11 protein-coding genes and 1 pseudogene are annotated in these 15374 nt (G+C 35.2%); 3 read left to right on the top strand and 9 right to left on the bottom strand.

The features are described from left to right. Positions 1-14: 14 nt before the first annotated feature. A complete protein-coding gene (gene mmgD / locus WKT09_RS08050; protein WP_340415546.1) occupies positions 15-1118 on the bottom strand; it encodes a citrate synthase in 1104 nt (367 codons plus the stop codon). Between the two features lie 122 nt (positions 1119-1240). On the opposite strand from mmgD, the gene WKT09_RS08045 reads away from it, so the two are divergent. The 3 genes from WKT09_RS08045 to WKT09_RS08035 all read left to right on the top strand — a co-directional run bounded on the left by WKT09_RS08045 (position 1241) and on the right by WKT09_RS08035 (position 3208). Then, the gene (locus WKT09_RS08045) at positions 1241-2110 is read left to right on the top strand and encodes a LysR family transcriptional regulator (RefSeq protein WP_340415545.1); all 870 of its coding nucleotides are present in this window, start codon (positions 1241-1243) and stop codon (positions 2108-2110) included. 89 nt (positions 2111-2199) lie between these two features. Then, positions 2200-3009, top strand: a complete 810-nt coding sequence (locus WKT09_RS08040) for a sulfite exporter TauE/SafE family protein (protein WP_340415544.1) — start codon at positions 2200-2202, stop codon at positions 3007-3009. 43 nt (positions 3010-3052) lie between these two features. Beyond that, positions 3053-3208, top strand: a complete 156-nt coding sequence (locus tag WKT09_RS08035; protein WP_340415543.1) for a lmo0937 family membrane protein — start codon at positions 3053-3055, stop codon at positions 3206-3208. A 12-nt stretch (positions 3209-3220) separates the two neighbouring features. On the opposite strand, the gene WKT09_RS08030 is transcribed toward WKT09_RS08035, so the two are convergent. The 8 genes and pseudogenes from WKT09_RS08030 to WKT09_RS07995 form a co-directional block, all read right to left on the bottom strand. Beyond that, positions 3221-4378 (bottom strand): winged helix-turn-helix domain-containing protein, encoded by a 1158-nt coding sequence (locus tag WKT09_RS08030; protein ID WP_340415542.1) that lies wholly within the window; start codon positions 4376-4378, stop codon positions 3221-3223. Between the two features lie 266 nt (positions 4379-4644). Beyond that, the gene (locus WKT09_RS08025) at positions 4645-7932 is read right to left on the bottom strand and encodes a CapA family protein (RefSeq protein WP_340415541.1); all 3288 of its coding nucleotides are present in this window, start codon (positions 7930-7932) and stop codon (positions 4645-4647) included. A 257-nt stretch (positions 7933-8189) separates the two neighbouring features. Continuing rightward, positions 8190-9893 carry a hypothetical protein gene (locus WKT09_RS08020; RefSeq protein WP_340415540.1) on the bottom strand — a complete coding sequence of 568 codons (1704 nt, stop codon included), beginning with the start codon at positions 9891-9893 and terminating at the stop codon, positions 8190-8192. 92 nt (positions 9894-9985) lie between these two features. Continuing rightward, the gene (locus tag WKT09_RS08015; protein ID WP_340415539.1) at positions 9986-12430 is read right to left on the bottom strand and encodes an Ig-like domain-containing protein; all 2445 of its coding nucleotides are present in this window, start codon (positions 12428-12430) and stop codon (positions 9986-9988) included. Positions 12431-12788: 358 nt separating this feature from the next. Next, positions 12789-13919, bottom strand: a complete 1131-nt coding sequence (locus WKT09_RS08010) for a winged helix-turn-helix domain-containing protein (RefSeq protein ID WP_340415538.1) — start codon at positions 13917-13919, stop codon at positions 12789-12791. 318 nt (positions 13920-14237) lie between these two features. Further along, positions 14238-14411: pseudogene (locus WKT09_RS08005) on the bottom strand (IS200/IS605 family transposase); the annotation flags it as partial. A gap of 19 nt (positions 14412-14430) precedes the next feature. After that, complete coding sequence (locus tag WKT09_RS08000) at positions 14431-14691, bottom strand: hypothetical protein (protein WP_340415537.1); 261 nt, start codon at positions 14689-14691, stop codon at positions 14431-14433. Between the two features lie 93 nt (positions 14692-14784). Then, positions 14785-15363 (bottom strand): hypothetical protein, encoded by a 579-nt coding sequence (locus tag WKT09_RS07995; protein WP_340415536.1) that lies wholly within the window; start codon positions 15361-15363, stop codon positions 14785-14787. Between the last annotated feature and the right edge of the window lie 11 nt (positions 15364-15374).

Here is a 15374-nt window from a genome sequence, read left to right as displayed (position 1 = left end):
TCATCCTTCTCTCTTTAGTTGTATTCATTTCCTACATACCTCACTCTCGGTCTAAAAATTCGATTATTGTTATGTTGTTCTATCACGTGTGCACATAAACCAGCTGAACGTGACACGAAAAATATTGGGGTATATAATACAATCGGAATTTGTAGCTTCCAATATACTGGTGCTGCATAATAATCTAGATTCGGATATAATCCCTTCTCTTCTGCCATCAAACGTTCTCCAGCTTCACACATATCTAACAATGAAAAATCGCCATCCCGCTCACATAATGTACGTAAATATTCTTTCATTACGAATGCACGCGGATCCATTCGGTCCATATAAACACGATGACCAAAACCCATAATTTTCTCTTTTCTTGCCAATTTGCCTTTTAACAATGCTACAAACTCATCCGCTGTCGTTACTTCCTTTAACATGTACATGACTGCCTCATTTGCCCCGCCATGTAAATTGCCTTTTAAGCTTGATACACTGCCAGTTAATGCTCCATACAGATCCGTATTCGTACTCGCAATCACCCTAGCAGCAAATGTCGAGTTTGGCATCTCGTGTTCACTATACAGTAATAGAGATTTATCGAATATTTCTTCTTCTAATTCCGTAGGTTCTTCCCCTGTCATCATATAAAGAAAATTAGCGCTATAACTTAAGTCTTCCTTCGGATAAATGAGTGGTGCTTCTTTTAAAATGTGATATGCATTTGCTGTAATAATCGGTAATTGCGCTAATAACATATAAGCTCTTTTTACATTAGCTTCTTTGCTTCGATCATCTAAATCTTCGTCATAGGTTGCTAAAACCGACATACCTGTACGTTGTGCGTCCATCGGATGAAAGTTTTTGTGTTGCATTTTCAACACATCTAACACCGCCGTCGGTACTTGTTGATATTGCATCAACATTTGCTCAAGCGCTATTCGCTGACTATCTGTTGACAATGTTCCTTCCATTAGTAAATGTACAACATCTAAATAGGAATGTGTTTTAGATAATTCAATTAGATCCTCTCCACGTATAATAATTTTTTCTAAATCCGTATCTAATATAGAGATTTCCGTTTCACTGACGACAATTCCTTCTAAACCAGCTTTAAAAACATTCGACAAAACAACTCACTCCTTTTCTTGTTATATAAACCGCTTACATTTATAATAAATTTAGCGATGAAATTTGTGAAATACATTTTTTTACACTGTTGACATCAAAAAAATTGATGGGAAGGGATACATTGAACAAAAAAGATATTGAATTATTACTGATGTTAGATCAAACAAAAAATATTACACATGCTGCCGAACAGCTATTTGTTTCACAATCTACTATTTCCATGCGTATAACAAATCTCGAAAAATTGTACGGAATAGCGATTATTATTCGAAAACATCGAGGCATTGAATGGACAGATAAAGGAAAGCTCTTATTACAATTTGCACAACGCTTTAAATTAGAACATTTAAAACTATTGGATCAAATTTCTGAAGATGCAGAAGTAAGTGGAACGTTAAAGATCGGTGTTTCCCATTTTTTTGCATTACATAAAATGCCTAAAATCTTACGACTATTCAAAAAGGAATATCCGAATGTACATATTGAAATTATCACCGGATGGAGTAGTGAAATGTATCGGGAATTAACGGTCGGAAATGTCCATCTCATTTTCGTGAAAGGAGACTTTCCGTGGGGAGATGAAAAATTACTTTTATACAAAGAAGCAATGATTGTGGCAAGTGCAGTGCCATTTGAACTCGAAGATTTACCTAATTTACCGCGTATCGACTACAAAACAGACCCTTTAATCAAACATACCATCGACCAATGGTGGAATCATACCTTTACGGAACAAGCGAAAACAGCTATTTTCGTCAATCAAGTCGAAACATGTAAAGAAATGATTTTAAACGGATTAGGTTTTGGCATATTATCCGAATTCGTTATAAAAAATGAACCAAGTATTTATTCTAAACCTATCATCCATCCGGAAACGAACCAACATATTATTCGACCGACATGGTTGTATTATGAAAAAACATATAGTGAATTAAAATCGGTTCACGTGTTTATTCAATTCATTAAAAAATTGAATATAGAATCATTATAATATTTCACTTGTGACACTTTTATAAAATTTACTTTCATAAAACATGTTTTCTATTTACATTTCCTCTCATTTCTTTGATAATTAATACATTGGAGGAGATTGTCATTTTTATTATTTATTTCATCATCGGACTTTTTGCATCTATCCTCGGTTCGATGGCAGGCATTGGTGGAGGAGTTATCATTAAACCAATCCTTGACATAATCGGCCTTAATGACTTATCGACGATTAGTGTGTTATCCGCATCCACCGTCTTTGCGATGGCTACTACGTCACTAATAACTATGTTATTTTCAAAAAAACTACAAGTGCGTGTAAAAATTGCTAGTTTATTAGCAATTGCATCCATTATCGGAGGCATTATTGGAAAAAGCATGTTCAATCGCCTTCTCGAGTCATTTGAACAACCAGATATGCTTTCGATAATGCAATCGATTATTTTAGCATGTTTAATGATACTCATTTACATCTATCAAAAGAAAAAAGATAGGTGGCGTACATTTACATTACATAAAACACCAATTATATTAATGATTGGGTTTGCACTCGGCTCCATCGCTTCCTTTCTCGGGATTGGTGGTGGCCCATTTAATGTCGCCATCTTATCACTCTTTTTTTCTATGACAGCGAAGGAATCTAGCATCAACTCGCTTTTTATTATCTTCTTTTCCCAGCTGTCATCCATTATTACGATGAGTGTCACGAAAGGTTTTACAGAACTTGATTTAACCATGCTTCCATTTATCGTCATCGGAGGAGTGACCGGTGGGTTGATAGGTAGCGCCCTTTTATCCCGAGTAACTAATACGATAATTGACCGCGTATTCACGATCGTCATTTTCATCATTATTTGCATCAATATATATAATGCATTAAAATTGCTCCCTTCTTTAGTTTAAATTTTTTCTCTGGGGGAAAAATAGAATAAAGGAGCGTGAGGTTATGGCAAAAATTATTTGGACACTCATCGGTTTACTCATTTTATTTTGGATTATCGGTTTAGTTGCAAAAATCGGGGGCGCAATCATTCACTTCTTATTAGTTGCCGCCATTATTTTACTCATTATCAATCTTATATTCAGTCGAAAAGACAAATGAAAAAGGAACGAGCTAAAACATGCTCGTTCCTTGTCCTTGGAATGTGCCATCAATTGGTAACCCATTTTCATACCAATCTTGGATCACTTTATTCGGTTTTGTACCGAACTCTTCTTCTAACATCGTCTTTAATTTCTCGTATTGGTCTGTCACACAACCTAATTCCCCAACGATATGATACAACTTCATTAAAGCTAAATATGTATAATCTACTTTCGGATATTGCATTTGAAGTTCTTTTGTGAAAAAGATTGCTTCTGTATATTTTCCATGACTGACAAAACATTTAATTATTTTACGAACAATCGACAAAAATTGTAAACGGCATTTCTCTTGTAAATTTTTCTTCCATTCATATGGCTCATCTTCTAAGTAATCCCCAATGTACATGTTTTTCAATACATTAAACTTTTTTAAGATAAGTAATTTATCGCAACCATCTGCTAAATCATTCGAAATATCATTATACAACTGTCCAAAATGCATCATATTACAAGTTATATTATGGTATTCCACTACATATCCTTGTACACTCGTATGAATATGAATACCAATGTTTAATTCACGTAATAATTTTCGTAAATAATAAATTGCCGCATATAAATTATCATACGCATTTTCCATAGGCATGTCCGGCCATAATAGTTGAATTAATGTCTCTTTTCGAACAACTTCATCTCCATTTTGCATTAGGTATATAAGTAATTCCCGTGTCTTTGCCGTACGGAACTTAATATTTGTAATTTCTTTTCCGTCTTTTTTAAAGTAAAAACGTTTAAACATATTCACTTCTGTTTCAGGGTAGATCGGAAACACAATATCTTTTTTTATTTCTTCTTCTAGTCGTTTAATCTTTTCATACGTATATGGTTTTTCAATATATTTAATTGTCTGCCCTTGAAGGACATTCTTTTTATCTTTATCTTCATTTTCGCGAATATATACTAAATGTGCAGTTAAATGATGATTTGCTATGTATTGAATAATCTTGATATTTACACATTTAGGCTCATCGATATTCATGAAAATGACTTCAGGTTCTAAATCTGCTAACTCCATAGTGTCGAAATCCTTTGTTGCATAAGCTTTTAAAACATGAATGTTAGAAAAATGTTCCTGCAAAAACTGTACCGCTTCTTCGTCATGATCAATAATAACTGCTCGTAGCATATTATCCACCTCAAGTCTGTAACTAGATGATTGCAATAAATAAACATTAACTTATTAATTATCTTAACATAATTGTTTCAATATCGTTACTTTTATGTTACAAAATGAACACTTATACTTATTTCATGCAAATAAACCGGAAAGATTAATAAGTCTTTAGATTTGTTTTACTGTCAATAATTTACAGAAAACATAAAAAATAGAATGAAACAAGAAAGATTTTATAGGTCACTAAAAAGCACCTCATGTTTTACGTATTATTCCTTTTACAAATCAAGTACATAATAATATCTCTCTTGTTCATCTTGCTTTTTTGTTAATTGGGTCGATTGGAAGCTTTTTAATATATATGTACAATGTTCGAATTGTTTTCTATCCGCAAACTTTGGTTGCCAAAACGTTTTTAAATTATTCGTATAAATTGGATAAAGACGTAACTCAAAACGATTGTCTTCGTATATTAGTTGTACAAATAAACTATATGGAGCAACATGTCTACGATTATACTCTCCATCACTATTAAACACGCCATTCCCTATACTATACACGACATATGTATCATGTACTTTTTCAATTTCTTGAATCATATGTGCACCATGTCCAATAATAACGTCTGCTCCAGCTTCCACTAATGAATGAGCATATTGACGTTGCTTTTTCGATACCGTTTTAAAATCACCGCCCCAATGCGGAATAACGATAATAAAGCTTTCTGGATGATTCTTTTTCTCAAACCTTATTTGTTCAAATAAACTCCCACTCATATTCGCGACTCCTGGATTAGGCCCAAGCGCATAGAAGTCAAAATCGACATACATACTATTTCGATGCCAATATGCGTTAAATATAACGAACCTTTTTCCGTTCACTATTTTAACAAAAGGCTTTTCTGCTTCTTCCTGAGTATTCCCTGCCCCAACGGTAGCAATATTTGCACCCTTGAATTGTTCGATTGTCTCTACTAAATTATCTTTCCCTCCATCCATTAAATGATTGTTTGCTAGTGTTACAAGGTCAAATTTCTCTTGTTTCATAGCGGGAACCGTTTTATGTACATGTGCAAGTAAAACGAACGGTTTTCTTCTTCGTAAAAAATAATCATCGCTCTCTGATAAAGCCGCTTCAAAATTACATATATTGAAATCTCCTTCTTCTATTAAAGGGCGTATACGATCAAACGAATATGCCCTACCATATTTCTGTAATCCATCTAAACGACCTTGACGTTTCCGGATTCGCGTATAAAATTCACCAAAATATGTATCACCAATCATGTTTATTTTGTAGGGAGTTTTTTCCGTTTGATCAGCAACGACAGGAGTATCATATTTTTTCTTCTTCATGCTATCCAAAGATGCTTGAATTAATCGATCCCGATCATACATATCTTTTGCACCAAGTACGACGGTGACATATTTCTTTCCATTATTTTGTGTTAAAACTGCCCCTATCGAATGTAAATGACCGTAAAAGATTCCATGTGAAATAATTCCTTTATGAAATAAATTCGTTTTTGCCTCATATACTTCCTTACGGTAAAAACATATATTTTGTGCAAACCAATTTAAAGTCGTAGAATATCCATCAAAAAGTACTTTTGCTGCTTTATACAGATCAAGGAGGGTCATACGCTGTTTTTTGTTCGTAATACGACGTCCTGTTACATTTCCAATCGCAGCTTGAGAAATGCTTAAATGCTTTCCTTTTTCCTGAATCATCGCCATTGCCTTATTATTATTCCCTATTACTTGATTCGCTAACATTAATAATGTGTTTGGTGCATATTGTATAATCGCCGTGGATAAAATATCTCCAAGTGCAATCTCCTCTCCCTCCACTAACGGAACAGCATTAGTGGAAGTTGTTTCTTTCAATGCTTGACGTCCCGGCTTGTAACGTTCATTCACAACTAATTCTTTTGCGAATAACTTTTCCATCATAATTTGCAATAATAATAAATGACCGACTCCGTGATTTTGTGTTGCTTGTGGGTTTCCACTCATTCCAACAACAACATTTGATTCAAGCTCAAAAGTCATGGCACCTGATGCTGTTGCATATGGATGGTCAATAGAGTATAAAAGATTTCCTTTTTTCTCATGTAGTGATGTCAATAAATGCTTTTTCACAAACTTAAAATCACTAGAACGAGGCGAACCTTTTACAAGTAAGAAGTCATCTTCTTTTATAAGAGGTGCAACTGCCTCCGAGAGTAATTTACTATTTTCAAAATACCCTCCAATAATCGTTTCGGGTAATTTTTTTAATAAATATTTCATCTCTGGCCCATGTGCAAATACAAGATCAATTCCTGCTTGTAAAATTGGGTCTACCAATGCTTCATGTTGCCTTTTCGCCTCTGCATCCCCTAAATATTCAATTCGGCCTAAAATGGCAATTTTCTTTCCACTATAATATGGTGCTTGACGACCAAATAAATTGATTGTTTCAATCATAGCAATGCCTGTAGCATTCCAACTATCATCTAACATCGTACATTGTTTTCCATTTGGTAGGGAGATCTGTTCGAACGTTTGTATTCCTTCTGCTGGTTTATATGTTTCAACAAAAGGAATTACTTCCTGTAAAGGAAAATTCCAATGTTTTAAAACAGTTAGTACCCCTATTATATTTTGTACCATTGCTTTACCTAATAAATATGTAGTAAATGTCACTTTTTCCCCTAATATTTGCACATGAACTTTCGCTTCACTTCGTAATTCTTTATAATCTATTAAAAAGCTGTCACACGTATCATCGATTCCATATGTTAAAATATTCTCATTATATCTTTCTACAGACTCTTTTAATACGTCAAACTCTTTCGTTTCTTTGTTAATAATGACTGTACCCTCGTTATTCATTCCTTCTGCAACTCGTGCTTTTAATTTCGCTGTTTCATATGCTGTCTTCGCTTGTCCACCGTCGATAGATGTAATAAGTGCTACATTCGGAGGATAATTTTTTAAAATCCCCCCTTGTTTCATCCACAATCCAGATACAGCTGATTCAACTACCAAATAATTAGGATTACTGACAGCACATGCAATTGTTAATGGGACTCCTGTTCTTGTATTATGATTTCCTCTAGTCGCAATGACAGAATCGAAGTTTGTTAATATATGATTTAATAAATTTTTCGATGTGGACTTTCCTGCGGTACCTGTGATTGCAATCATTTTCCCAGTAAATTTTTCGTATGCATAATTACCGAGAATTTGTATTACTTCATATGTATTTTCCGTAATAAATTGTGGAATGTTTTCATCTAACGAAGGAATCGGCTTTTGTGCAATGACACCATCAATCTTATGCTGAAATGTTGTCACGATAGTATGAGTATCTGTCCATCCAGCATAAATCCCTTGATTTCCTGAACCTAGATGCCATGTATCTGAATCAATTGCAATAAATAATTTCTTTCGTTTCCTTTCTCTATTCACATCCGTCTTTGAAATTGTTACAGTTTCGATAAACCACTTACTGGTAGGTTCTCTATACCAATATCCATCAAATAAGTTTTCTATTACATCCTTCGTGTATACTGTTGGCATGGTAAACCCTCTTTTCTATTAGTAAAAACGAGACAGTCCCCCTATCTCGTTTAATCTACACCATTAATTTTACGATACGATATAAAGTTCAGCCAATATTCATCACAATAGCGAGAACAAATGTTATAACAATAATCATTAAAAAATGAACATGTCTATTGCTTTCTTTATCAGCAATCTCTTCATCATCTTAAGTGATGCCAAGTGCTAATTCTGCTTAGTTCTTTTTCTTATCCATCTGTATCATACCTTTTCTATTAAACATCTAATATAAGTGCTTCGATGTTCGTTTGTTCCCCTATCCGTTCATGATAATATTGGCAATATCCAGATAAATAATGCTCCACATCATCAATACGAACTCTGAACGAATGATGACGGATAAAAAACCCATCTAAAATAAGACTTGGTTGTTTCATATACATCGCTTGTTCCGGATAAAAAAATCCAACCCGCTGAAATTCAGCACGACGGTCAATCGTTTCCACTAAAAAATTTTCATCGAAATTATCTAATAAATATTCTTTTCCTAATTCTTTCATACGATGAATCATTTTATATGCAGCCATCGTTAGTTCCAAAAAAGTCGGGAATGTCGTTTCACGATGATAAATAAACTGCAGACGATCATGACAATTTTTTAAACCAAATTCAAAATAAGCATCTTCTGGTGCATAAGTAACTAACTCATTTGCCGCATAACTTAACCAATGATCATGATATTTCCAGTAATCTTTTTTCATAAAATAATCGAAAGAATCTTTTACTTCCTCTAGCCATTGCGGCTTTTTATCTATAGCATATAAACGCAATAAAGCAAAAATCGCTTCTCCTTCATAGTAAATAATCCGATTCATCTCTTTTATTTCAAAGCCTGGATATTGAAGGACGTGAATAAAACTACTATCTGGTAGCTTCATTTCAATAATGCCACGAGCTAACGCTTGAGCTATTTCTAAGTAATTATCATTTCCTGTTACCGTCATATATTTAGTCATTGCCAAAATTGCCGTCGCATTGGACCCTAATTTTATCTCCCCATTGTTCGCATGTTCGACGACAAAAGCTGTATCTTCGTTTTTATATACTATGGCACTATCAATTAAATAATTTAATCCACGCTCCACAGCTTGTACTACCTTTTCATCTCGTATTATTTCATATCCTTCCATCATTGCATATAACGAACTAGCGTGGCGTAAAATGTTGTAATTTGCAATTGACTTACCGAATGCAGAAAAATAGCCATATTGGAATTTCCCACTTTCTCCTACTTGTCTCGTTAAAAACTGCGTCGACTTTTCAATAAGATGTGCTACTTCATCTTTCATGTTTGTTGTTTTCCGTAAACCATTCGACAATGGTCCATTATATAAATCGTGAATATGTTCTTCTGTGCGTTCTTTAAAATAACTTTTTGTTTCAAATATGTATACATTTTTATTCCTATAATGCTCTTTCATAAATAAAAGTTTATTACTCTGTTTTACTTTCAAATAATGGTTCACATTTTTATCGTGAAGGCCGATTTTTTTATTTGGGAGTTGACGGATTAATGCATTCCCATTAATTTCTTGTTCTAAAAAAGCAAGTTGAAATTGCTCATCAAAAGCAATGCCATAGCGAAAATAGTTACGACGAGTATTGGCGAATTTTTGTTCTAATTGCTGAAATGGAAGTTGTTCCACATTCGTTACGTAATCTATCTTCATCCATTCAGGATCTAAATGATTTTTCCTCACAAATTGTATCGCTTTTTTTTCTAAGTTTTGAAACACTTTATCTAAAGATTGATTGATTTCACATAATACTCTTGCTCGAATAGAAGGATTACCGATCGATAAGAAGCAAATAAATTTAGTGTCTGTTTCGATTTGGATTGGTTGAACCATTGGGGAAATTTTTTCTTTTAAGTTTGTTAATGCTGTCGTTATATAGCTTAAGTTTGTTTGAGCAATCAAAACGAACCCTCCAATTCTATTTTTCTGAATTTTCTAAATTAACATAGCCTATATCTCATTATGAAATATAGGCTATATTTTATCAAGATTTATTACCTGTTTTCGCTATCACGGCGTCTCTTCGTTGATAGAATTCCACCTAATCCAGCAAATAATGCGACTAATCCCCCTAATAACCAGTTGAATGTGTCAGTTGCCGTGTTTGGTAAAGTTTGTCCATCTCCGACCGTTGTACCGGATGATCCTGATCCTCCATTGTTGCCGTTAGAGATAATTTCTACCTCTTCACCTGAACCATCATTACTTGCTGACTGAACCTCGATTGTAACTGGATCTCCTGATTCATTACCCTTCCATTGTTGTACAGTTAATTCTTCACCTGCTTTTGCGGCTCTATTTAACTCTACTTCAAAGGAACCATCAGGTTTTACAGTTGCTCTACCTAATTCATTTCCATCAGCATCTGTTACAACGATTGTTGCTCCTGGAAGTGCACCACTTCCTGTTACTGTAGTGTCACCTTCAACAACGTCATCAACCGTTCCTATGTCAAGGTCAGCGTCGGCGTCGGCATCGGCGTCGGCGTCAGCATCGGCGTCGGCATCAGCATCGGCATCGGCATCGGCGTCAGCATCCGCATCGGCGTCAGCGTCAGCATCGGCATCGGCATCGGCGTCAGCATCGGCATCAGCATCAGCATCGGCGTCAGCATCGGCGTCAGCGTCGGCATCGGCGTCGGCGTCAGCATCAGCATCGGCATCGGCGTCAGCATCCGCATCGGCATCGGCGTCGGCATCAGCATCGGCGTCGGCATCGGCGTCAGCATCAGCATCGGCATCGGCATCAGCGTCTGCGTCGGCATCGGCATCAGCATCGGCGTCGGCATCAGCGTCGGCGTCAGCATCGGCATCAGCGTCAGCATCAGCATCGGCATCGGCGTCAGCATCCGCATCCGCATCTGCGTCGGCATCGGCATCAGCATCGGCGTCGGCATCAGCCTCATCTAACTCTAGTACAGTAACTGTCGTTGGATCTGATGTCGCCTCATTTCCTTCGTCATCAGATACTGTTTGTGTTACTTCTAATTCTTCACCAGGTTCTGCTGGACGATTTAGATCAACTGTATAATTACCTCCTTCGTCTACTTCACCTGTTCCGATTTCATTTCCTTCACTATCTTTGATTGTCACCGTTGCTCCAGGTTCTCCTGTACCAGTAACTGTTTCATCACCTTCTGTCACCTCATCAACACCCGGTGCATCTGGTGCTTCTAAATCAATGTCACAATCTGGATTATCCTGAACAGGTACTGTTACTTGTGTTGATGCGTCAAAATTACCTATTAGTTGAAGTGCAATCGCTTTGTCTCCAACAATCGCTCCTGTGACATCAACATCAACTGTTTCTCCCTCTTCAGCTTGTCCGCCATTAATATCACAAGCTTGTAACGCTTCTACTTGTACATTGTTTAATGTAACAGAAGTTTCTCCTAATACTTGCGCACTTAATAAATAACTTACCAAATCAAGTGATGCATCTGTTAATTGATCTGTCGCATTTGTAATCGCATCTGTCGCTGTTCCTGTTAAGCTAAGGATTTGGTCCAATGCCGGATTTAAAATTGGATCTACTACTAATCCCTTAACAGTTCCAACTAATGCTCCAAGTAATGGTCCTAATCCAGGAATTAAATCTGTTAACACTTGTCGTAATTCATCATCTGGTAGTAATTCTACACTTAGCCCATTAATTGCATCATTTAAATCATCTAACGCACCTTGAATTAAGTCTTTTACAGCAGTGTCCAAATGATTTCCTAATCCATCGTTAAAGTCTGCAATAAATGCACCTGTTGCAGGGTCTTGGGTAACCGTTACGGTATCCTGATAATCTGTTAAATTATCAAGCGAAGCAGACAGGTTATTTACACGATCTAACGCATTATTTAACTCTGTCAACCCTTCTACTTTTAATAATGTACCTAATCCCACGGTAATATCATTACCCAATGGAATTGGATTTGGAATTGTAATTTGCTGACTAACTAAAGCATCCACTGCATTAACAAGTCCCTGCGTTACATTAACCACTGGCCCAGTAATCCCATCAACAGCATTATAAAGTGGACTTCCTTCCGGTATCGTTACTGGCAAAATTTGCACACTCACATTTGCACTATCTGCCGTTACTGTACTTCCATCTGCTACGTCAACATGGAAGACTCCTGACTTCGAATCACCAAGTGCACTTACGTCCGCAACAGATTGACCGGACACTGTAACATTAAACATTCCATTCTCATTTGGTTGTGTTGCACTGATGGTTGTGTTCGTTAGCAAACTAATTTCTATAAAATCTGCCGCACTTACATAATGATTCTCAAACCCTGGCACATTCAAGTTGTTTATGGCTGTCGTTAACGGGAATGATAAAATTAACGTTGTTGCTGCAACTGCCGCAGTCTTACGAATATATCCTTTGCGGCGTTTGTTATGTATATTTAGCCGTCTTTTATAGTCAAAATTCTTCTTGGACATCAATTGCATCCTCCTCAAAATATAATTATCTATTCGCTTTTGGTCACTCTAATGCAACATATAGTTCCAATCATGCATTTCTCCACCACATTCCCCCTTGACAATGATTAGAATATTTAGATAATTCCTATATATCTCCACCACATTCCCCCTTGATAATGATTAGAATATTTAGATAATTACTATATACTAATAACATAAAGGAACGACCTAATCACCTAACTTACATCATAATAATCTGAATATTTCCAAAACATTTACAAGCTCTTTTCAATACCTTTTCGATTTCTTTTCATTTTCTTCACAATTTCTAAACACTGTCCATAATAAAAAACCTTACTATCTTTCTAGTAAGGTTTTAAGCGTACTGCATTTTAATCCAATTTTGATACCACATTTTAATCGCTTCATTTGGCTCTGTATTAAACTCGTCATATAACATCGTCTTTAACTTCATATATTGCCGTTCGACATTTTCCATATCACCATACTCACTATATAACTTCATTAAAGAAAAATAGGAATAATCCATATACGGATATAGTTTTTGAATATCTAATGAAAGTAATATGGCATTTGTCACATCTTCTTGCTCTATAAATAATTGATTTATTTTACGAGCGATGGATAAAAACTGGATGCGACATTTTTCCTTTAAATGTTCTTTCCATACGTAAGATTCTTCTTCTAAATATTCTCCACTATACAATTGTTTTAATCGGTTGAATTTATGAATTAAAACTTGTTTATCTACTTCCTGACGTATATCACTCATGATTTCTTCAAATAACTGGTTAAACTCTATCACATCACACGTCACATTATGAAATTCGATCTCATACCCATTCACATGAGTATGAATATGAATACCAATATGTAACTCGGAGAGCAATTTCCGTATATAATAAATCGACGCATATAAATTATCATACGCTTTATCGACAGACGAATCAGACCATAATAATTCAACTAATACATCTTTCCGAACGATTTCACCATAATGTTGAATCAAGTAAATAAGTAATTCACGTGCTTTTGCTGTGCGCCATTTTATATTTAATATGTTATTTCCAGCTTTTTTTATATGAAAATATTTAAATAAACATACTTCAGTTACAGGATAATTTGGATAAATGATATCATCATTAATTTCTTTCATTAACTTTTCTAACTGCTTTTTCGTGTACGGTTTTACGACATATTTCACCGGTGTTTCATGTACATACGTCTGTTCTAATGTTTGCTCATCTTCTTTTATAAATATGAGATGCGCTAATAGCTGATGATTCGATATATATTGAATGAGGTCAATATGAATACATGTTGGTTCATCAATATTCATAAAAATAATTTCTGGTCGCAATTTTTCTAATGTTTGTAAAGAAAATGCATTCGAAGTGAATACTTTTACAATATGTATATTCGTTATCTGCTCTCTTAAAAATTGTACCGACGTTTCGTCACGATCAATTACGACTGCTCGTATCACGTTACCCCCTCCAAATCCCTAAAATCTTTATAATTTATAAACAAAAATTAAACATTTTATACTTCACAGTTTATCATAAATATGCATTTAATTTACTACTATATGACAAAATGATTCCTTATTCCCATTTTTGGAATTTTTTTCAATTAATAATGCTTATTTTTATGCTAATCAAAATTCTAACTTTGTTGGGTCATTACCGAACTGGTAGTTTGCTCTGCGACTGAAAGCCTTTATTACAAACCTCAGCTTAAAAAACTCACTGAACGTGTCTCCTTTATGCAGTACATATTCACATACAGATTCTTTATGAATCCTTCATTGCTTTTTATTTTGGTATCCTATAAATGGATCGTACTCTTCGAATAATGTTAGTTGATCGCTTTTATAATCATCTTTCAACTGATTTCTTATATATTACCAAATTTGATTTTTATTGCTTCCAACTGTATCCGCAAAATACCTTCAACACCACAACTTCCTGTTTCCACTTTGTGGAAGGTGATTAGCTTTATGGTTGGATTCTTGCAACTTCGACTCGGATTCTTGCAACTTCAGCACATATTCTTGCAACTTCGGCACGGATTCTTGCAACTTTCACCTGTATTCTTGCAACTTCAGCACATATTCTTGCAACTTCAGCACGCATTCTTGCAACTTTCACCTGTATTCTTGCAACTTCAGGCCATATTCTTGCAACTTCTACTCGTATTCTTGCAACTTCGACCCACATTCTTGCAACTTCGACCACTATTCTTGCAACTTCGACCACTATTCTTGCAACTTCGAACCCCGGAAGAGCCAGCAAGATTATTCAAATACATAATAATAAAAAAGCCCTCTCGTATTAATTTACGAGAGAACTTTATTTTGTTAAGCCATAATAATTTATCGTGTATGTATAATCTTTTAATTTCAATATAGTTTGTTCAAGGCCTTCCTTCGAAAACCATTCTTGTTTCGACGTTAATAATTGTAATCCTTGCCCATCATGTTCAATAATAATAATAAATTCACCTTCTGGGATCGTTGCAGATGCAATATGCATCGTATCACTCATCGTTATTTCAACAGATGGGGTAGCGATGATCATTAATTCACTATGGGAGGACATGCAAAAATATTCCCCTATTACTGCTTCAATATGCGACTTTTCCGTCAGTTTAATTTTAAACATCGCTTGTATGTCTGTCGTTCTTTCTTTCACATCGATGCTTTTACGTTTTAAATCATTCGTTACATTCATCCCGTCGTCATATGCACTCATATAGATGTACATTGGAAATTGCCCATTTTCTTTTAACCAATTCAATATAAATTGTTTCGTTTCGAGCATCGTATTTTTCGCATCACTAACGAGAAGTGAAAATATGCGCATATTGTTTGTGTGTACTTGAACATGAGAAAATTTCTCTTCTAATTCTAATATGGTAAGTGTACGCATGTTTTCACCCT

Origin of the sequence: Pseudogracilibacillus sp. ICA-222130 (assembly GCF_037892545.1) — a bacterium.
Classification (GTDB): Bacteria; Bacillota; Bacilli; order Bacillales; family Amphibacillaceae; genus Pseudogracilibacillus.
This window is presented reverse-complemented; position numbering and strand designations above follow the sequence as displayed.

Excerpts from the sequence above, each read along its gene's own strand:
- WKT09_RS08035 (WP_340415543.1), top strand. The coding sequence starts at position 3,053 with ATGGCAAAAATTATTTGGACACTCATCGGTTTACTCATTTTATTTTGG.
- WKT09_RS08025 (WP_340415541.1), bottom strand. The coding sequence starts at position 7,932 with ATGCCAACAGTATACACGAAGGATGTAATAGAAAACTTATTTGATGGA.
- WKT09_RS07995 (WP_340415536.1), bottom strand. The coding sequence starts at position 15,363 with ATGCGTACACTTACCATATTAGAATTAGAAGAGAAATTTTCTCATGTT.
- WKT09_RS08030 (WP_340415542.1), bottom strand. The coding sequence starts at position 4,378 with ATGCTACGAGCAGTTATTATTGATCATGACGAAGAAGCGGTACAGTTT.
- WKT09_RS08015 (WP_340415539.1), bottom strand. The coding sequence starts at position 12,430 with ATGTCCAAGAAGAATTTTGACTATAAAAGACGGCTAAATATACATAAC.